This window comes from Caulobacter sp. AVps16 (assembly GCF_058681455.1).
In genome coordinates this window covers 2653486-2672658 of sequence record NZ_CM178739.1, presented here as the reverse complement: position 1 = coordinate 2672658, position 19173 = coordinate 2653486, and the positions used below count along the sequence as shown (strand labels likewise).

At 67.3% G+C, this 19173-nt stretch carries 19 protein-coding genes and 1 tRNA gene; 14 read left to right on the top strand and 6 right to left on the bottom strand.

Annotated elements, in window-relative coordinates; translation table 11 throughout:
- The first annotated feature begins 2 nt into the window (after positions 1 to 2).
- The 8 genes from ACW17U_RS12835 to msrQ all read left to right on the top strand — a co-directional run bounded on the left by ACW17U_RS12835 (position 3) and on the right by msrQ (position 8164).
- Entirely contained in the window at positions 3 to 1409 is a 1407-nt protein-coding gene (locus tag ACW17U_RS12835; RefSeq protein ID WP_062144620.1) for a sensor histidine kinase, read from the top strand.
- Positions 1410 to 1481: 72 nt separating this feature from the next.
- Positions 1482 to 4376 (top strand): bifunctional [glutamine synthetase] adenylyltransferase/[glutamine synthetase]-adenylyl-L-tyrosine phosphorylase, encoded by a 2895-nt coding sequence (locus ACW17U_RS12830; RefSeq protein WP_492052884.1) that lies wholly within the window; start codon positions 1482 to 1484, stop codon positions 4374 to 4376.
- 49 nt (positions 4377 to 4425) lie between these two features.
- Entirely contained in the window at positions 4426 to 4860 is a 435-nt protein-coding gene (locus tag ACW17U_RS12825; RefSeq protein WP_492052882.1) for an EF-hand domain-containing protein, read from the top strand.
- Between the two features lie 30 nt (positions 4861 to 4890).
- On the top strand, positions 4891 to 5451 hold the full coding sequence (locus ACW17U_RS12820; protein ID WP_492052880.1) for an RNA polymerase sigma factor: 561 nt from the start codon (positions 4891 to 4893) through the stop codon (positions 5449 to 5451).
- A gap of 13 nt (positions 5452 to 5464) precedes the next feature.
- Entirely contained in the window at positions 5465 to 5893 is a 429-nt protein-coding gene (locus ACW17U_RS12815) for a hypothetical protein (RefSeq protein WP_492052878.1), read from the top strand.
- Positions 5890 to 6495, top strand: a complete 606-nt coding sequence (locus ACW17U_RS12810; RefSeq protein WP_492052876.1) for a periplasmic heavy metal sensor — start codon at positions 5890 to 5892, stop codon at positions 6493 to 6495. Before ACW17U_RS12815 ends, ACW17U_RS12810 begins: the two co-directional genes overlap by 4 nt.
- Positions 6496 to 6567: 72 nt before the next feature.
- Entirely contained in the window at positions 6568 to 7488 is a 921-nt protein-coding gene (gene msrP / locus ACW17U_RS12805) for a protein-methionine-sulfoxide reductase catalytic subunit MsrP (RefSeq protein WP_062144640.1), read from the top strand.
- A 61-nt stretch (positions 7489 to 7549) separates the two neighbouring features.
- A complete protein-coding gene (gene msrQ, locus ACW17U_RS12800; protein ID WP_492052874.1) occupies positions 7550 to 8164 on the top strand; it encodes a protein-methionine-sulfoxide reductase heme-binding subunit MsrQ in 615 nt (204 codons plus the stop codon).
- Positions 8165 to 8178: 14 nt separating this feature from the next.
- On the opposite strand, the gene ACW17U_RS12795 is transcribed toward msrQ, so the two are convergent.
- The 3 genes from ACW17U_RS12795 to map form a co-directional block, all read right to left on the bottom strand.
- The gene (locus ACW17U_RS12795) at positions 8179 to 9444 is read right to left on the bottom strand and encodes a dipeptidase (RefSeq protein ID WP_492052872.1); all 1266 of its coding nucleotides are present in this window, start codon (positions 9442 to 9444) and stop codon (positions 8179 to 8181) included.
- 85 nt (positions 9445 to 9529) lie between these two features.
- Positions 9530 to 10282, bottom strand: a complete 753-nt coding sequence (gene radC / locus ACW17U_RS12790; RefSeq protein WP_492052870.1) for a RadC family protein — start codon at positions 10280 to 10282, stop codon at positions 9530 to 9532.
- A gap of 167 nt (positions 10283 to 10449) precedes the next feature.
- Positions 10450 to 11280: a type I methionyl aminopeptidase gene (gene map, locus ACW17U_RS12785; RefSeq protein WP_062144651.1), complete on the bottom strand. Its 831-nt coding sequence runs from the start codon at positions 11278 to 11280 to the stop codon at positions 10450 to 10452.
- Positions 11281 to 11459: 179 nt separating this feature from the next.
- Between map and ACW17U_RS12780 the strand changes: the two genes are divergently transcribed.
- A complete protein-coding gene (locus ACW17U_RS12780) occupies positions 11460 to 11654 on the top strand; it encodes a hypothetical protein (RefSeq protein WP_062144654.1) in 195 nt (64 codons plus the stop codon).
- Positions 11651 to 12544 (top strand): fatty acid desaturase, encoded by an 894-nt coding sequence (locus tag ACW17U_RS12775; RefSeq protein WP_492052867.1) that lies wholly within the window; start codon positions 11651 to 11653, stop codon positions 12542 to 12544. The genes ACW17U_RS12780 and ACW17U_RS12775 overlap by 4 nt, the downstream gene beginning before the upstream one ends.
- On the opposite strand, the gene ACW17U_RS12770 is transcribed toward ACW17U_RS12775, so the two are convergent.
- Both ACW17U_RS12770 and sfsA read right to left on the bottom strand, forming a co-directional pair.
- Positions 12541 to 12939: a hypothetical protein gene (locus ACW17U_RS12770; RefSeq protein ID WP_492052866.1), complete on the bottom strand. Its 399-nt coding sequence runs from the start codon at positions 12937 to 12939 to the stop codon at positions 12541 to 12543. The two genes, ACW17U_RS12775 and ACW17U_RS12770, sit on opposite strands and share 4 nt — an antisense overlap.
- A 79-nt stretch (positions 12940 to 13018) precedes the next feature.
- Positions 13019 to 13720: a DNA/RNA nuclease SfsA gene (gene sfsA, locus ACW17U_RS12765; protein ID WP_492052864.1), complete on the bottom strand. Its 702-nt coding sequence runs from the start codon at positions 13718 to 13720 to the stop codon at positions 13019 to 13021.
- A gap of 53 nt (positions 13721 to 13773) precedes the next feature.
- Between sfsA and ACW17U_RS12760 the strand changes: the two genes are divergently transcribed.
- A complete protein-coding gene (locus ACW17U_RS12760; RefSeq protein ID WP_062144672.1) occupies positions 13774 to 14541 on the top strand; it encodes a competence/damage-inducible protein A in 768 nt (255 codons plus the stop codon).
- A gap of 13 nt (positions 14542 to 14554) precedes the next feature.
- Here the strand turns inward: ACW17U_RS12760 and ACW17U_RS12755 are convergent.
- Positions 14555 to 14638: transfer RNA gene (locus ACW17U_RS12755), tRNA-Leu, on the bottom strand.
- Positions 14639 to 14836: 198 nt separating this feature from the next.
- Here ACW17U_RS12755 and ACW17U_RS12750 point away from each other — a divergent pair.
- From ACW17U_RS12750 to ACW17U_RS12740, 3 genes are all read left to right on the top strand, one after another.
- Complete coding sequence (locus ACW17U_RS12750; protein WP_084745754.1) at positions 14837 to 15199, top strand: c-type cytochrome; 363 nt, start codon at positions 14837 to 14839, stop codon at positions 15197 to 15199.
- Positions 15200 to 15265: 66 nt separating this feature from the next.
- Positions 15266 to 16546: a Xaa-Pro dipeptidase gene (locus ACW17U_RS12745; protein ID WP_492052861.1), complete on the top strand. Its 1281-nt coding sequence runs from the start codon at positions 15266 to 15268 to the stop codon at positions 16544 to 16546.
- A 155-nt stretch (positions 16547 to 16701) separates the two neighbouring features.
- On the top strand, positions 16702 to 19167 hold the full coding sequence (locus tag ACW17U_RS12740; protein ID WP_492052860.1) for a S9 family peptidase: 2466 nt from the start codon (positions 16702 to 16704) through the stop codon (positions 19165 to 19167).
- The last annotated feature ends 6 nt before the right edge of the window (positions 19168 to 19173 follow it).

Sequence of the window (19173 nt, the reverse complement as noted above, 5' to 3'; positions counted from 1 at the left end):
CCATGCGCCTGCCGCGCCTTTTCCGCACCACGCCGTTCCGGCTGACCCTGCTGTTTCTGGCCCTGTTTGCAGCGGCGGCCAGCGCCTTCCTGGGCTACATCTATGTGGCCACGGCCGGCGAGGTGAACCGCCGCGCCGACGCCGAGATCAACCGCGAGATGGAAAGCCTCGAGGCAGCCTACCGGCAGGGCGGCGTCAATGCCCTGAACCAGACGATCGTCGAACGGGCGAGCGGCGAACGGCCCTTCCTCTATTTCCTGGCCGACAAGACCGGCAAACGGATCTCGGGATCGATCGAGGCCTCGCCCCTCGACGACTTCGAAGGCGACGGCCCCAGCTGGTCCAGTTTCAAGGTCACCGAGGTCGACCTCGACGGGGCCGAGATGCGCAATCCGGCCCGCGGGGTGCAGGAGCGCCTGGCCGGCGGCGAGGTGCTGTTCGTCGGTGCCGATGTGGCCGCGTCCGAAGGCTATGTGCGCAAGATTGTCCGGGCCCTGTGGGGGGCCGGGGCCCTGGTGATTCTGCTGGGCCTTGCGGGTGGCGTGCTGATCAGCCGCAATGTCTCGCGCAGCATGCAGGGCCTCGTCGACCTGGTGGCTGCGGTGCAGGCCGGGGACCTCCAGGCCCGCGCCAAGGTTCGCGGGGCGCGCGACGAATATGACGAGCTGGCCGAAGGGCTCAATGACATGCTCGACCGCATCGAGCGGCTGATGGGCGGTCTGCGCCATGCCGGCGATGCCATTGCCCATGACCTGCGCTCGCCCCTGACGCGCCTGCGGGCCCGTATGGAAGTGGCCCTGATCGACGCCGAGAATGGCAAGGGCGATCCGGTCGCGGCGCTGGAAACGGCCCTGCAGGACGCCGATGGCGTGCTCAAGACCTTCAATGCCGTCCTGGCCATTGCCCGCCTGCAGGCCGCCGGTCAGGCTCCCGACCAGCAGAGCTTCGACTCCTCGGAACTGGCCCGCGACATGGCCGAACTCTATGAGTTTTCCTGCGAGGACAAGGGGCTGGACTTCAAGGCCGAGATTACACCGGCCCTGCACATCCGGGGTAATCGCGAGTTCATCGCTCAGGCCCTGGCCAACCTGCTCGACAACGCCATCAAATATACCCCGTCGGGTGGGGCGATCATGCTGCGGGCGCGTCGGCGCTCGTCCGGCGAGCTGGAGTTCTCGATCACCGACACCGGTCCGGGCGTTCCCGATGAGGACCGGGCCCGGGTGGTGCAGCGCTTCGTGCGGCTGGAAAACAGCCGCAGCGAGCCGGGTGCAGGCCTGGGCCTGTCCCTGGTCCAGGCCGTGGCTGCCTCGCATGGTGGCCGGCTGGAACTGGCCGAAGGTCCCGGGGAATACAACGGCATGGGTCCGGGTCTGCGGGTCGCCCTGGTGCTGCCAAGGGTGGAATAGCGGGCGTCCGTCCCAGCGGTTCCGGCAAGGCTTCTTCTTGTCGCGCGATGCGGCCCGGGCCACGGTGGTGCCATGACTCGCCTGCTCGAACGTCTCGCCCCGTGTGGTCCCATCGTCGATCCGAAGGCGGCCGAGCGCGCCCATGAGGCGATCCTCAAGCGGGTCGGCGAGGCGTCGGATCTGGTTGAAGCCGCCTGGCCGGCCCTGGCCCCGGTGTTTGCCGCCTCGCCCTATCTGACCGGCCTGGCCCGTCGCGACGCCCGCCGTCTGCCGACGATTCTGACGTCCGAGCCCGGCCAGCGCCTGGACGACATCCTCACCCGGGCCAGGGCGGTCGGCGAAGAGCCGGATTTCGAGACGGCGCGCAGGGTGCTGCGCGAGCTGAAGGCAGACCTGCATCTGCTGACCGCGCTCTGCGATCTCGGGGGCGTCTGGGATCTCGACGCGGTCACCGGGGCCCTGACCCGCTTTGCCGATGCAACCCTGGGGGCCGCCCTGGCCCAGGCCGTCCGGCTGGAGGTCGATCGCGGTGCCCTGACCCATCTGGGCGATACGGAGGCTGGTCCTGCGCCGGGCCTGTTCTGCGTCGCCATGGGCAAGCACGGGGCCTTCGAGCTCAACTATTCCAGCGACATCGATTTCTCGATCTTCTACGCGCCGGAGAAGCTGCCGGTCGCCGAGGGCGTCGAGCCCCAGGGCGTGGCCGTGCGGATCGCCAACCATCTGGGCCGGATCCTGCAGGAGCGCACGGCCGACGGCTATGTGTTCCGCATCGACCTGCGCCTGCGTCCCGATCCGTCCTCGACCCCGCCCGCCATGCCGCTTGATGCGGCCATGGATTACTATGAAAGCGTCGGCCAGAACTGGGAGCGGGCGGCGCACATCAAGGCCCGCATCGCGGCCGGCGACCGCCGCGAGGGCGAGGCCTTTCTGGCGGCCCTGCAGCCCTTTATCTGGCGGAGGAACCTCGATTTCGCGGCCATCGCCGACATTCACTCGATCAAGCGGCAGATCCATACCTACAAGGTCGATGACCGCCTGACCGCCAAGGGGGCGGATCTCAAGCTGGGGCGCGGCGGGATCCGCGAGATCGAGTTCTTCGTCCAGACCCAGCAGCTGATCCTGGGCGGTCGGCAGCCGGACCTGCGCAGTCCTCGCACGCTGGACGCCCTTAGGGCCCTGGCAGGCGCCGGCCATGTGACGGTCGAGGATGCGGACTGGCTGACCACCGCCTATCAGGACCTGAGGGCCCTGGAACACCGCGCCCAGATGATCGCCGACGACCAGACCCACAAGCTGCCGGAGTCTGACGCCGACCGAAAGAAGGTCGCGGCGCTGTGGAACCACGACGCCCTGCGCAGCTTCGACGCGGCGGTCGGCCGGATCCTGAAGGGGGTCAACCAGCGTTATGGCCGGCTGTTCGCGGGCGAGGAGGAACTGTCCTCACGGTTCGGCAGTCTGGTCTTCACCGGCGTCGAGGACGATCCCGAGACCCTGGCCACCCTCAAGCGCATGGGCTTTTCCAGCCCGGAGCGCGTCGCGGCCACGATCCGCAGCTGGCACCATGGCCGGATCGCCGCCACGCGGACCGAACGCGGCCGCGAGCTCTTTACCCGCCTGGCCCCCCGTCTGCTGGACGCCGCCAATGCCTCCGGCGCGCCCGACACGGCCTTCAACCGCTTTGCCGACTTCTTCGCCAGCCTGAGTTCCGGGGTTCAGATCCAGTCGCTGTTTCTGGCCCAGCCACGCCTGTTCGAGCTGATCGTCGAGGTCATGGCCTTCGCCCCGCGGCTGGCCGCCACCCTGGCGCGGCGACCGACCGCCCTGGATGCCCTGCTGGACCCGGCTTTCTTCGGTCCGATGACCGTGCCGGAAAGCCCGCCCTGGGATCCCGGTGATTTCGAAGGGGCGATGGATGCCGCCCGCCGGCTGTTTCGCGACCAGAGCTTCCGGATCGGCGTGCGGGTCATGAGCGGCACGGCCGGGGCGCGCGATGCGGGCGCGGCCTTTGCCGGCCTGGGCGACCTGATCGTCCGCGGCCTGGCGCCGGCGGCCCTGGCCGAAACGGTCCGTCTGGGCGGTGAATTCCCTGGCGAGGTTGCGGTGGTGGCCCTGGGCAAGGCCGGCTCGCGCGAGATGACCGCCAAGTCCGACCTGGATCTGATGACCCTTTATGCGGCCGACGACCCGACCGCCCAGTCGGCCATCAAGGGCTGGGGCGCCGAGAGCTTCTATGCCCGCTTCACCCAGCGCCTGACATCCGCCCTGTCGGCCCCGACCGGGGAGGGGACCCTCTATGAGGTCGATCTCAAGCTGAGGCCCTCCGGGACCAAGGGACCGGTGGCGGTCAGTTTCGCCGCCTTCGAGGACTATTATGCCCGCGAGGCCGAGACCTGGGAGCTGCTGGCCCTGACCCGGGCCCGGGTGATGTGGGCCAGCTCGCCGGCCTTTCAGATCCGGGCCGAAGCCGCCATCGAGGCCGCCCTGCGGCGTCCGCGCGACCCGGGCAAGACCGCCGTTGACGTGCTCGAGATGCGCGAACTGATGGAGCAGGAGCGTCCCGGCAAGGGGGTCTGGGATCTGAAACTGTCACCCGGCGGTCTGGTCGATATCGAGTTTGTCGCCCAGTATCTGCAGCTCAAGCATGCGGCGGCGGGAGGGCCCCTGGCCCAGAATACCGGCGAGGCCCTGGCCGCCCTGAAGACGGCCAACCTTGCCGACCCGGCCGGCCTGTCCAGTCTCGAGGCGGCCTGGCGGCTGGAACAGGACCTCTCGCAACTGATCAAGGTCGCCCTCGAGGACGGGGCCGATCCGGAGGCTGAGTCCCGGGCCTTCCGGGTCTTGCTGGCCCGTGCCGGTCATGTGCGGGAGTTCCGGTCCCTGAAGACCAAGCTGGCCCGGGCCAAGACCGAGGCGCGGGCGGCCTTTGAGGCCATTGTGCGCCGCGACGGAAACGCCGGGGTCTGACGTTCAAGAGGCATGGGACGGGCGCACAACGTCTTGGAGACGAAGTCTTATGTCGAAAGAAATTCTGATCGCCGCTGCTGCCGTGATGCTGCTCGCAGGCCCGGCCCTGGCGGCACCCAAGGGGCCGGCCTCGCTGGATGCCAATGCCGACGGAAAGGTCACCCTGTCCGAGTTTCAGGCCGGGCGAGGCGGCCAGATGATGGGCCGGCTCGATGCCGACAAGAACGGCAAGCTGTCACGCGCGGAGTTTGCCGCCATGCGCAAGCCGGCCACGGACGCCTCTGCCCCGGACGCTGACAAGCCCGGCAAGGGCGCTGACCGCCTGTGGTCGCGCGTCGACTCTGACAATGACGATGCCCTGACGCGCGGCGAACTGGATAGCTTTCTGGCCGGCCGCTTCAAGCGCATGGATGCCGACAATGACGGCACGCTGTCGACGGCGGAGTTGAAGCCCCGGGCCGGCAAGGCCAAGGTCGGGATCTGATTGATGTGGTCGCGCGCGGCGAGGTGAGATTTGGTGGCCGGGGGGAGCGATCCCGACGAGGCCCTGCTGACGGGGGTGGGCCGGGGCGACCCGGCCGCCGTTCGCCAGCTGCTGGACCGACGCCTGCCGCGCGTTCTCGCCCTGGCGCGGCGGATGCTGAACGACGCCGGCGAAGCCGAGGATGTGGCGCAGGAGACCTTCCTTCGGGCCTGGAAACAGGCGCGATCCTGGCGGCCGGGTGCGGCGAAGTTCGATACCTGGCTGCACCGCGTGGCGCTGAACCTCTGCTACGACCGCCTGCGTCGCCGTCGCGAGGTGGTGACGGCCGAGCCGCCGGAGCAGGTCGACACCGGGCCCGCGCCCGATGCCGGGTTGATCGGGGCCGATCTTTCACGACGGGTCGAGGCGGCGTTGGCGGCCCTGCCGGCGCGCCAACGCGAGGCCATAGTTCTTTGCCATCATCAGGGTCTGGGCAATATCGAGGCTGCGGCCCTGATGTCGATCACCGTCGAGGCGCTGGAAGGACTGCTGGGTCGGGGGCGACGAACACTGCGCTCGGCTCTGGCCGACCTCGCGGCCCCGGGACCCTGAAGGAGATGGTGGGATGACCATGACCCTCGAACGTTTCAAGGCCCTGGCGGAAAGCCATGGCGGCGACCTGGCTCGCTGGCCCGAGTCCGAGCGTGAGGCGGCGCGCGCCCTGCTGATCTCGACGTCCGGAGCCCTGGACGCTGTGCTGGTCGAGGCGGCCCAGCTGGATCGCCTTCTCGATCTCGCGCCGGCCCAGGCGGTGGACTCAGCCCTTCTGGGACGCCTGATTGCAGCTGCGCCTCAACCCCTGAGACTTGCCCGCCTTTGGCTGGCGGGAGCCGGGGCCGCCCTGGGCCTGGGCGCTGCGGCCATGGCCGGCGTGGCGGTCGGCATCTCGATCGGCCAGGCAAATCCGCCTCGCGCGCCTCAGGAAGAGGCCCTGATCGCGGCCGATCTCGCAACCGACCTGTCAGACGCCCTCGAGGAGCCCGCAGCCCTATGATCGCCAATCGCCCCTTGCTGATCGGCCTGATCGTGTCGGCGGCGCTCAACCTGTTCCTGATCGGGGGCATAGCGGGGGCCCTGTGGATGCGTCCGTCTGCCCCCTCCGCCGTTCAGAAGGCCCCGGGCCCCATGCCGATGGAGCGCCCTGTCGAGACAGGAACCGCCTCTGATCCGGCCCCGGTGCTTCAGGATCGGCCCCAGGCGGATCCTGCCGTGTCGAGGCCGGTGGCGCGCCCCTCCGACCCGCCCGCCCGGCCGGCCCTCTGGACCGCCGGCAAGGATCTTTCCCCCGAGACCCGGCAGGCGCTGCGGCGCACCCTGAGGGACGCCAACCAGCGCAACCGGGCCCTGACGCGACAGGCCCAGGCCGAGCGCCAGGCGGCCATTCAGCTGTTCCGGTCCGGATCCTATGACCCAGCCGATGTCAGCAAGCGGCTGGGGGCAGCCCGGGCTCTGGATCTGGAGGCGCGGGGCAATGTCGAGAGCGCTGTGGCCCGCTTTGCCGCCACCCTTTCACCCACCGAGCGGGCCACCCTCGCTGACGGCCTGGCCCGGGTCTATGCGCCGCGCCAGAAGGGGGCAAAGCCGCAAGAGGACTGAAAATCAGCTTTTGGCGTAACCAAAAGGCCGGGTGATGCGTATCTTGCTGGTGAACCTCCTTCGGAGCCTGCCATGCTGATCCGCAACGCCCCCGACCTGACTGAAAACGACGTCACGGATCACGGGCTCTATCTGAGGCGGCGCGAGTTCATCGGCGGAGCGGCGGGCCTGGGCCTGGCCGGTCTGGCGAGCACCGCCGACGCCGCCCCGCTGCGCTTTTCCAAGGGATTTTCCACCACCGAGAAGCTGACGTCGCGCGAAGATGTCACGACTTACAATAACTTCTACGAGTTCGGGGTCGACAAGGCCGATCCGGCCGAGAACGCCGGCAAGCTGAAGACCCGCCCCTGGACCGTGCGGATCGACGGCGAGTGCGAAGCCCCGCGCACGGTCGGGATCGACGACCTGATCAAGCAGAACAAGCTGGAGGAGCGCATCTATCGCATGCGCTGCGTCGAGGGCTGGTCGATGGTCATTCCCTGGGTCGGCTTTCCGCTCCGGGACCTGATCGCCTCGGTCAAGCCGACCTCCAAGGCCAGGTTTGTCGCGTTCGAAACCCTGATGCGGCCGTCCGAAATGCCCGGCCAGGCCTGGAACGTCCTGGAATGGCCCTATCGCGAAGGTCTGCGCATCGATGAGGCCACCCACCCCCTGACGCTGATGGCCGTGGGTCTCTATGGCGAGACCCTGCCCAACCAGAACGGCGCGCCCCTGAGGCTGGTCGTGCCGTGGAAATATGGCTTCAAGGGCATCAAGTCGATTGTCCGGATCAGCCTGACCGAAAAGCAGCCGCGCACGGCCTGGAATATCTCGGCACCCCGCGAGTACGGCTTCTATTCCAACGTCAATCCGGCCGTGGACCATCCCCGCTGGTCGCAGGCGACCGAGCGCCGGATCGGCGAATTCAAGCGCCGCGAGACCCTGCCGTTCAACGGCTATGGCCAGTATGTCGCCGACCTCTATCGCGGCATGGATCTGAAGGCGAACTACTGATGGTTCGCGACCAGGGGTTCGTCCCTGCAGCCCTGCCGGACCTTCGGATCGGGGCAACGGCATGAGCAAGCGACGCCGGCCGTCGAAGCTGCAGGACAACCTGGTCTATGGCCTGGTCTGGCTGGCCTGTTTTGCGCCCCTGGCCTGGCTGGCCTGGAAGGGCTTTCAGGGCGACCTCGGGGCCAATCCGATCGAGAAGCTGATCCGGCAACTGGGCGTCTGGGGCCTGCGTCTGCTGCTGGTCGGGTTGGCCATTACGCCCCTGGCCCGGGTTCTGAACTGGCCTCGCCTGGTGCGGTTCCGGCGCACGGTGGGCCTGTTCGCCTTCAGCTACATCCTGCTTCATCTGTTCAGCTATGTCGGGGTCGACCTGTTCTTCGACCTTGGCCAGCTGTGGAAGGACATCCTGAAGCGGCCCTTCATCACCCTGGGCATGGCCGCCTTCGTGCTGCTGATCCCCCTGGCCGTGACCTCGACGAACGGCTGGATCCTCCGGCTGGGCCGGGCCACCTGGCAGAGGCTGCACTGGCTGGTCTATCTGATCGTGCCGCTGGGCGTCGCCCACTACTATCTGCTGGTCAAGGCCGACCATCGCCCGCCGCTGGTCTATGCGGCGGTGTTCGCGGTGCTGATGGCCTGGCGGGTATGGGATCGGGTCAAGAAAACCTCCCCCTGATGGGGGAGGATTTTCTACTTCGCCACACTCTTCGCATAGGCCTGGGCCTGTCCGATCAGGCGCAGCACATTGCCGCTCCAGATCGCCGCGATGTCGGCGTCCGTATAGCCCTTGGCCTTCAGCCGCGCCGTGATCTTGGGCAGGTCGGCCACGTCTTCCAGGCCCTCGACGCCGCCGCCGCCATCCCAGTCGGCCCCGACGCAGACGCCCTTGGGCCCGGTGATCTTCAGGACGTGCAGCATGCTGGCCATGAAGATCTCGAAATTGGCCCGGACCGGCGGATGGAGCTTGTCGACGGCGGCGATCTTGTCGGCCCAGGCCTTCACCTCTGTGGGTGACAGGGTGTCAAAGTCCGGCTGCTTGCCCAGCGCCTCCAGGGCCGCCTTGCGTTCTGGGCTGGTGGGGGTCGCGGCCAGATAGACCGAGTTGATGCAGATCGCGCCGCCGCTTTCGCCGATCCTGCGGATCAGGGCATCATTGAGATTGCGCGGGTGATCATAGATCGCCCGCGCCCCGCTGTGCGAGGCGACGACCGGGCTCTTCGACAGGGCGATCGACTGGCTGACGACCTCGTCGGAGGCGTGGCTGACATCGACCAGTATGCCCAGCCGGTTGGCTTCCGCCAGCCAGCGCAGGCCAAGGGGTGAATAGCCGTTCCAGATCTTGCCCCGGGGATCGGTTGAGCTGTCGGCGAACTGGTTGTTGCGGAAGTGAACCGGACCGGCCATCCGCACGCCGGCCTGGTAGAAGGTCTGCATCAGGGTCAGATCTTCACCGATGGGCCAGCTGTTCTCAATGCTCTGATAGACGAAGGACTTGCCGGCCTTGTTGATCCGGACCGCGTCGTCAGCGGTATAGGCCAGCTCGAACCGGTCGGAATGGGCGGCGACCATTTCCCGGATCTCGACCGCCCGCCGGAGCGCAAAGTCGCGGGCGAAGCGATAGCCTTCGGCCGTCAGCTCGCCCTGGCCCGTATAGATGACATAGAACCCGCCATCGAGGCCGCCCTCGGTCATGCGCGGCAGGTCCACCTGGGTGAAGTCGCTCGATACGGCGTGGCGGTCCAGCATGCTCCAGCCCGGCCGGGCGAAATGTTCCGGCGTATCCAGATGGGTGTCCAGGGTCAGGATCGACTGATGGAGGGCCATGTCGGCCCTGGAGACGCCCGGATTGAGTGCCGGGGCCTTCGTTGGCGGAGCCTTGGGCGCTGCCGTGGCCGGACCGACGGCGGTGAGCAGGAGTGCCGAGCCCAGCAAGGCGGTCAGAAGGCGAGGGGACATGCGGGCTCCGGGGTCAGGCACTGGCGGTGGCTGCGACGGTCAGGGATGGGCTGGGGCGCGTCAAGGCGAAGTCGTCGACCGGCCCTCACATCAGCCCCAGCGCCTTGAAGCTGGCCACGCCGTCCCGACCGACCACCAGATGGTCGTGGACATTGATCTTCAGCGCCCGACCAGCGTCGATGACCTGTTTGGTCATGTCGATATCCGGCCGCGAGGGGGTGGGATCACCTGAGGGGTGGTTGTGCAGCAGGATGATGTTGCTGCTCGACAGCTCAAGCGCTCGCCGCATGACTTCACGGGGATAGACCGGCGCGTGGTCGACGGTGCCGCGGTTCAGCACCTCGTCGGCGATCAGCTGGTTCTTCTTGTCGAGGAACAGTACTCGGAACTGTTCGCGGGGCTCATTGGCCAGGGCGACGCGGACATAACCCAGCAGGGCGCTCCAGGATGAGATCACCGGGCGCTTGACGATCTTGTCGCGACCGGCCCGCAGGGCGGCCTCGTGCAGCAGCTTGATGTCGAGGGCGGCGGTTTCGCCGATCCCCGGCACGGTCATCAGCTCCTCGATACTGGCGGCGATCACCGCGCCGAACGAACCAAACCGGGCCAGCAGGGCCTTGGCCCTGGGCTTGACGTCGCCGCGCGCAAAGGTCCGGAAGAGATAGAGTTCGAGCAGTTCATAGTCGGGCAGGGCGACCAGGCCGCCGGCCCTGGCCCTGGCCCGCAGCCTTTCGCGATGGCCGGCATTCGGATCGCTGGTCGCGGCGCGCCCCGGCTTGCCAAGCCGCTCGACCTCGGGGTCCGGCGGCGAAGGGCTGAGCGAGGCGGCCTGAACCATGATCGCGCGCCCTAGGCCTGCCGGTTCAGGGCAGGCGCAACCCAGATCGGAAGGCAACACCACCCGATGCACCTGCGAAAATGCGCGAGTTTTTCAGCTTCGGTCATGGCGAAAGCTTCGCCAATTCCGTCTGGATTGTCTATCGGAATAATGCGCGCTATGCGCGATCAGCCGCCCAGGATTGCTGGCTGGAACAGGCCGGCCGGCGAGGCGGTAAAGGCCTCATAACCGTCCTCCGTCACGCCGATCGAGTGTTCGCACTGGGCCGACAGCGACTTGTCCCGGGTCACGGCGGTCCAGCCGTCGCCCAGCACCTTCACGGCCGGCTTGCCCAGATTCACCATCGGCTCAATGGTGAAGAACATGCCGGGCTTCAGCACCGCGCCCTGGCCGGGACGGCCGAAGTGCAGGATGTTGGGGGCGTCGTGGAACACCCGGCCCAGGCCATGGCCGCAGAAGTCGCGGACGACGCTGCACCGCTGGGCCTCGACATAGGACTGGATGGCGTGACCGATGTCGCCCAGGGTCGCACCGGGCTTCACGGCGGCCAGGCCGCGGGCCATGCCTTCATAGGTGATTTCGATCAGCCGCCGCGCTCGGGGGCCGACCTCGCCGACGCCATACATGCGCGAGGTGTCGCCGTGCCAGCCGTCGACGATCACCGTGACGTCGATATTGACGATGTCGCCGTCACGCAGGGCCCAGTCGCCCGGAATGCCGTGGCAGACCACGTGATTGCGCGAGATGCAGACCGTCTTGGGATAGCCGCGATAGAACAGGCAGGCCGGGATAGCCTTGTGGTCGAGAATGAACTCGCGGGCCAGGGTGTCGAGATGGTCGGACGAGACACCCGGCACCACGTGCGGGATCAGCATGTCCAGGCACTCTGCCGCCAGCTTGCCGGCGCGGCGCATGCCTTCGAAATCTTCGGCCTTGTGAATCTTGATCGCACCCGTGCGGGTCTCGGCTTCGATCTCAAGGGCGTCGTCAAGGGTCATGGCGTACTCGGGCAGGGCAGGCGGCGTTAAACCGTATCTCGCCATCCTAGCATGAAACTTCAATGGCCGCCTCTGCCAGATCATCGCGCCGGCACGATGCCTTGACAAAGATGACGCGGGCGTCATTTTTGTTCCCGCGCTGGCGTTCAGACCGGCGGCAGCGGGAAGGCGAGCCAGCCATGCAGCAACTACTGACCGGCCTGTTCAGGGTCATGCCCCTGCTGTTCGGACTGGGTTTCCTGGCTCCCCTGCTGGCGCAGATCATCGAACGCTTCGGCTGGACGCTGCCCAATGGCTTCTCGCCGCTGGTACTGGGTCTGCTGGTCGGCGGGCTTTGGGGCGGTTTCGCCACCGTGAAGGGCCGCTGGATATGAGCGCGCCGACCCTCACCGAGGCCGAGGTCGCCGGCCTCGACGAGCGGGCCCTCATCAAGCTCGAGAAGACCGTCGCCGAGGCCTATCTGGGCGGGGTGCCCTGGGGCTCGGTGACCTGGGCCCTGGTCAACACTGCGGTCTGGTTCTCGCTCTGGCCCCTGACCCTGTCAGGGCTTCTGCCGCTCTGGGCGGCCTTCCCGATCGCGACCGTCAGTATCGCCCTGAGCTATCTGCCCTCGCATGAGGCCCAGCACCGCATCATCGCCCGCGAGGGTCAGCCGCTGTTCTGGTTGAACGAGCTGGTCGGCCATATCTCGACCCTGTCTCTGGTGCTGCCCTATGACGTAGCCCGCCTGACCCACTACGAGCACCACAAGCACGCCAATCATCCGGACCTCGATCCGGACTACAGCACCCACGCCGACGGAACCCTGGATTTCCTGCGCCGGACCATCGCCAACCGCCAGCCGTCGGGGGCCGGCGACAAGGCCTATGGCGAGACGCTGATGCGTCTGGGTACCGACGAAGCCCGCCGCGCGATGATTATCGCCGCCGTCTATCGGCTAGGCCATTTTTCGATCCTGTTCGCCCTGGCCTGGAGCGGCCATGCGATCGAGGCGGCCCTGATCTGGTGGCTGCCGCGCCAGCTGGCGGCCACCTACATCCAGTACTTCCTGAGCTTCGCCCCGCATCACCCGGCCAAGGCGATCGGCCGCTATCGCGACACCCGGGCCTTCAGAAGTCCGCTGGGCAATATCCTGACCATGGGGATGCAGTTCCACATCATCCACCATCTCTATCCGCGCATCCCGCTGATGCGGACCCCGGCGGCCTATTGGGCGATGCGGCCGATCCTCAAGGTCCGGGGCTGTGATTTGGGCGCGCTCTAGGAAGAAGGTTGCCGGATCCGCCGCGCCTCTCCTGGCGTGGCGGCGGGCTTGACCTCTTCCAGGAAGCGCGCGTCCAGGCTCGTCGGCCGGTCGCGGCGAACCCGGCAGACGCCCTTGTAGCGGGTCACCCGGCCTGAGGCTTTTTCGGTGACATCGGCGGTAAAGGTCACGTCCCACTCACCGGGCCTGCCGAGCGCCACCGGGTGCATGTCGTTGGACGTGACGTTATTGATCGGCCCCAGCTTGAACTGCTCTTCCAGCTTGGTTGTGCAGGCCTTGAAGGCGAAGACGGCGCGCAGGGCGGTCATCATGCCGCCCTCCTTGCCGCCCTCGGAGGCGCCACAGCCCGACAGGGCCAGGACGGCGCACAGCGCCGTCAGGGTCGAGAATTTCATGTGCTGCACATCCCCCAAGCTCGCGGCGGGAGGTTAGTGAGGGCGGCCGCGAATGCAGCTTAATTCGCCGTCATGTCCGTTAAGGGAGCAGGGTCAGGCGGCGGGCAATGCGGACCGCCTGCGGGCTGAGATCGCAGCCATAGACCAGCACCTCGACACCGGCCTCCACTGCCTGGGCGAGGCCCCGCGCGAAGGCGGGGTCCAGGTCTTCACAGGCCTTGAAGCCCTCACAGTCGGCGCGCTGGACCACGAACAGGGCGACCGCCCGATGCCCTTCGGCGACCTGGGCGGCGAGATCGGCAAGATGCCGGGTCGACCGGGCCGCCTTGCAGTCCGGAAACTCGGCCAGGCCCGGGGTGCGTGACAGGTGCACGTTCTTGACCTCCAGCCAGCAGGGCGGCCGGGCGGGATCGGTCAGCAGGAAGTCGACGCGGCTGGCCTCGCGATACTTCACCTCCGGCTTGACGGTCGCATAGCCCGACAGCTCGGGAATGACGTCGGCCGCCAGGGCCTCGGCGACCAGTCGGTTGGGCAGCAGGGTGTTGACGCCGACCAGGCTGGTCTCGGTCTCCACCAGTTGCAGGGTCCAGGCCAGCTTGCGCTTGGGATCGTCCGACCACGACACCCAGGCGCCCTGTCCGGGCAGGTTGACCCCCAGCATCGCACCGGGATTGGGGCAGTGGGCCGTGATGGCCCGCCCGTCATCCAGCACCAGATCGGCGAAGAAGCGCTTGTAGCGCTGGACGAGTCGGCCGCGAACGAGCGGTTGCGGGAGCAGCATGGCGGCCCTAAGTCGGGTGGGACAAAGATGATGCGAAGTAGGGGAGCGCGACGATGACGGCCAGTACGGATCGGGTGACGGCGGCGGTGCTGATCATCGGCGACGAGATTCTCTCGGGGCGCACCCAGGACGTCAATCTCAGCGCCATCGCCCGCTATCTGGCCACCTACGGCGTCGACCTGGCCGAGGCGCGCGTCGTGCCGGACATCGAGCAGGAGATCGTCGACGCGGTCAACGCCCTGCGCGCCCGCTATGACTATGTCATCACCACGGGCGGCATCGGCCCGACCCATGATGACATCACCGCCGATTCCGTGGCCAAGGCCTTCGGGGTGACCGCTCCCGAACATCCCGAGATCATGGCCCTGCTGCGCGAGCGCTGGGGCGAGCCCAATGCCGCCCGCCGCCGCATGGCCCATGTGCCCGAGGGCGGCGTGCTGGTGAAGAACCCCGTCCAGGGACCGCCCGGCTTCCAGATCGAGAACGTCTTTGTCCTCGCCGGGGTGCCGGCGATCATGCGCGGCATGCTGGGCGATGTCGGCCCGCGGCTGCGCACCGGAGCGGTGGTGATCAGCCGGACCGTTCGCGTCACCGGCTCGGGCGAAGGCCTGATCGCCGCCCCGCTCGAGGCCGTGGCCAAGGCCCATCCGGACATGTCGCTGGGCAGCTATCCGTTCTTTTCGCCGCCGGACATCTATGGGGCCAATCTGGTCGTGCGCGGGCGCGATCCGGCCGAGGTCGATGCCGCAGTCGAGGAGCTGGTGGTAGCGCTGACGGAGGCCGGAGCGGCCCAGATCGAACGGATCGCGCCGGAGGCGTGACCCGACACCGGACTGGTAGGGACAGTGGGACTCGAACCCACACGGATTGCTCCAACGGATTTTAAGTCCGGCGCGTCTACCATTCCGCCATGTCCCCAGGTAGCCGGACGGCCTTACGCCAAGGGGTTTGCGCCGTCGAGAGCGCAGGCAGGCTCTGCCCCGCAAAAACGGGGCGTGACCGCAATGATCGTCGGCGATCCCATCCCAAAACCCTCGTGGGTCATGCTAGTCAGGCTGCATCCCTGGCCGCGCCGCAATACCTGGCGTCGCGTCTGTCCTGTTCCGGAGTCCCACCTTGCGCGGTCTATCCCTTCTGACGGCCCTTCTGGTTGCCGGTTGCGCCGCATCGGGGCCATCGGAACTGCCGCCCGCTGCCCAGATCGCCGGCGCTGACCCCGTGGTGCGGGGCAAGGTTCTGGTCGAGGCCAATTGCTCGGCCTGCCATGCCGTGGGGCCGGTCGGCGACAGTCCACTGCCGAAGGCACCGCCCTTTCGGGTGCTCGGCCAGCGCTATCCCGTGGCCAATCTGCAGGAAGCCTTTGCGGAAGGGATTTCGACAGGCCATCCCCAGATGCCGCAGGTTGTTCTGGAGGCGGAACAGGTCAAGGACCTGATCGCCTATCTGGAAAGCGTCCAGACCCCGGCCGGGACACGCTGATCGGCATTAGACGGACGGGTCTCACATGTTAGCGTCACGGTTCTGAATCAGGGACGGGGACGGAACATGCAGGTTGGACTTAAGGCACTGGCGGTCGCCGGATCGCTTCTGGCGGCGACAGCGGCCCAGGCGGCGCAGGTCGAGGCGCTCAGCGCCGCGCGGATGCTGGATGTGGCGTCGGGCAAATATGTTGAAAACCCGGTGGTCATCATCACCGATGGCCGGATCACGGCCGTCGGCAAAAAGGGCGAGATCGCCGTGCCGGCCGGGGCCAAGCTCATCGACCTGCCGGGCGCAACCCTGCTGCCGGGCCTGATCGACATGCACGTGCACCTCGATAGTCTGGCCGAGGTCGGGGGCTATAACAGCCTGCAATACAGCGACGCCTTCTGGAGCGTGATCCAGACCGCCAATGCCAAGGCCACGCTCGAGGCCGGTTTCACCACCGTGCGCAATGTCGGGTCTGACCGTTTCAACGATGTGGGCCTGCGCGAAGCCATCGATGGCGGTTATGTGCCAGGGCCCCGTGTGGTGACGGCCGGCTATGCCATCGGCGCGACCGGCGGACACTGCGACTCGACCTATTTCCCGCCCTCGATGGCGCAGAAGGGGCCCTATGTCGCCGACGGTGCGGAAGAGGGTCGCAAGCAGGTGCGGGCGGTACGCAAGTACGGTGCCCAGGTGATCAAGATCTGCGCCACCGGCGGGGTGTTCTCGCGCAATACCGAGCCTGGCCAGCAGCAACTGTCCCTGGCCGAGATGAGCGCCATCGTCGATGAAGCCCATATGTGGGGCCTCAAGGTCGCGGCCCACGCCCATGGCGCGGCCGGCATCAAGGACGCCATCCGCGCCGGCGTCGATACGATCGAGCATGTCAGCCTCGTCGACGACGAAGGCATCAAGCTGGCCGTCCAGAAGGGCGCCTGGTTCTCGATGGATATCTACAACACCGACTACACCCAGTCCGAAGGCAAGAAGAACGGCGTGCTGGAAGACAATCTGCGCAAGGACCGCGAAATCGGCGATGTGCAGCGCGAGAACTTCCGCAAGGCGATCAAGGCCGGGGTCAAGATGGTGCTGGGCACCGACGCCGGCATCTATCCGCACGGCCAGAACGCCAAGCAGTTCGCCGTCATGGTCCGCTACGGAGCCTCCCCGCTGCAGGCCATCCAGTCCGCCACGGTCAATGCCGCCCAGGCCCTGGGGCAGGAAAAGGATGTCGGTCAGGTCGCCGTCGGGCGCTATGCCGACATCATTGCCGTTTCGGGCGATCCGCTGGCCGATGTGACGACGCTGGAAAAGCCGGTTTTCGTCATGAAGGGCGGGGCGGTGGTGCGCCAACCCTGAGGGCTTCCGGCGTGAGCGCACGAAAACGCTCACGCCGACCTTCCGGGGACGAATTTTCGTTTCCTTGCCGGCACTCACTGCCTAATCCTGCCGCCCTTCGTCACCGGTGCCCTGGCCAAATGCGGCGGGCGCGACGTCACCGAGAGGGGCCCTGCATGTTTGAGAACACTGTCCGCCGCCGCGCACTGACCCTGGCGGCTTCGGTCGCCCTGGTGGCCCTGTCAGCCGGGATGAGCCTGGCCGCCGGCGCTGAAGTCTATCAAACCCCGCCCGCGCCGATCGCCCAGATCCTCGATGCGCCCCAGACGCCGGGCGTCAGCCTGAGCCCCGAGCGCAAGACCATGGCCCTGCTGGGCCGGGAAAACCTGCCCTCCATCGCGGCGGTGTCCGAGCCCATCCTCCGCCTCGGCGGCTTCCGCATCAATCCGCGCAGCAACGGCCCGATCGAAGCCCGCACCAACTGGCTCAACAGCCTGAGCTTCCAGGACGTCGCCAGCGGCAAGACCCAGGTCGTCGCCCTGCCGGAGGGGGCCCGCTATACCGAGGCCCGCTGGTCGGCGGACGGATCCAAGCTGGCCTTTGTTCTCGACGGCAAACAGGGACTGGAGCTCTGGATTGCTGATCGCCGTTCGGCGACGGCCCGCAAGGTCGAAGGGTTTCTGCTGAATGCGGCCTTCGGGACCAGCTATTACTGGCTGCCCGACGGTCAGTCGCTTCTGGTCGCCGCCATTCCTGCCGGGCGCGGCCCCGCGCCGGTGGCGGATGACTCTCCCAAAGGTCCGATCGTTCAGGAGTCTGCCGGCCGCACGGCCGCGATCCGCACCTTCCAGGATCTGCTGGCCTCCGAGCATGATGAGGCCCTGTTCGACCACTATTTCACCCGCCAACTGGTCCGGGTGAACCTGGCGGACGGCTCCCTGGTGCCCTTGGGTGCGCCCGGCCTCTATTCGGCGGTGACGCCCTCGCCGGACGGTCAGTTCATTCTGACCAACCGGCTGAAGCGCCCCTATAGCTATCTGGTTCCGGCCAGCCGCTTCCCGACCGAGATTAACGTGCTCGACGCCCAGGGAAAGCTGGTCAAGGCTCTGGCCGACCGTCCCCTGGCCGACAATCTGCCGGCGGCCTTCGATGCTGTTTCGGTGGGGCCACGGTCCGTGTCCTGGCGCGAGGATGCGCCGGCCACCCTGGTCTGGGCCGAGGCCCAGGATGGCGGTGATCCGCGCAAGAAGGTGGCGATCCATGACCGGGTCCTGAGCCTGGCGGCACCGTTCACTGCCGCCCCGACCACCGTTGTGGATCTTGACCAGCGCTATGCCGGCATCGACTGGGGCCGCGCCGACTTCGCCATCCTGGCCAGCCGCTGGTGGGAGACGCGCAAGGAAAAGCGCTTCGCCATTGACCCGTCCAAGCCGGGTTCGAGCCGTCTGATCCTCGAGCGCAACTATCAGGACCGCTACAACGATCCCGGCGCGCCGGTCACCCGCACCAATGCCAAGGGCGAGGAAGTTCTCCACTTCACGCCGGACGGCAAGGGCCTGTTCGTTGCCGGGGCCGGGGCGAGCGCCAAGGGCGAGTTCCCGTTCGTCGGCGTGATGGATATCGCGACCGGCAAGACCAGCCGGCAGTGGCAGTCCGCAGCCCCCTATTACGAAGTGCCGGTTGCCTTGGCTGACGAGGCCGGCAAGACCGTGATCACCCGTCGCGAAAGCAAGGACGAGCCGCCGAACTATGTCCTTCGGTCCGTCAAGGGCGGCAAGGCCGTGCCCCTGACCAAGTTTGCCGACCGCGCGCCGCAGTTCGCCGGGGTCAGCAAGCAGACCATCACCTATAGCCGCGCCGACGGGGTGAAGCTGTCGGGAACCCTCTATCTGCCGGCCGGCTACGACAAGGCCAAGGACGGGCCGCTGCCCTTGCTGATGTGGGCCTATCCGGAAGAGTTCACCGACGCCTCGGTGGCCGGCCAGACCGTGGATGCCGGAAACCGTTTCGTTCGCCCTGGCGGGACCAGCCACCTCTTCCTGCTGACCCAGGGCTATGCCGTTCTGGACGGGCCTTCCATGCCGATCATCGGCGTGAATGGGGCAGAGCCGAACGACACCTATGTCGAGCAGCTCACCGCCAGCGCCAAGGCCGCCGTCGATGCGGTGGTGGCCCTGGGCGTGGCCGACAAGGACCGGATCGCCGTCGGCGGGCACAGCTACGGTGCCTTCATGACCGCCAATCTGCTGGCCCACACCAATCTGTTCCGGGCCGGCATCGCCCGCTCGGGGGCCTATAATCGCACCCTGACGCCGTTCGGCTTCCAGGCCGAGCAGCGCACCTACTGGGAGGCGACGGACACCTATACGAAGATGAGCCCCTTCACCTACGCGACCAAGGTCAATGAGCCGATCCTGCTGATCCACGGTCAGGCCGATGACAACAGCGGCACCTTCCCGGTGCAGAGCGAGCGGTTCTATGCGGCCCTGAAGGGGGCCGGCGCCACGGTGCGTTATGTCGTCCTGCCCAATGAGGCGCATGGCTACCGCGCCCGGGAATCGACCATGCACACGCTCTGGGAAATGACCCGCTGGCTGGACCAGTATGTGAAGACCGCACCGCCGCGCGCCGCCGGCAAATAGGGACAG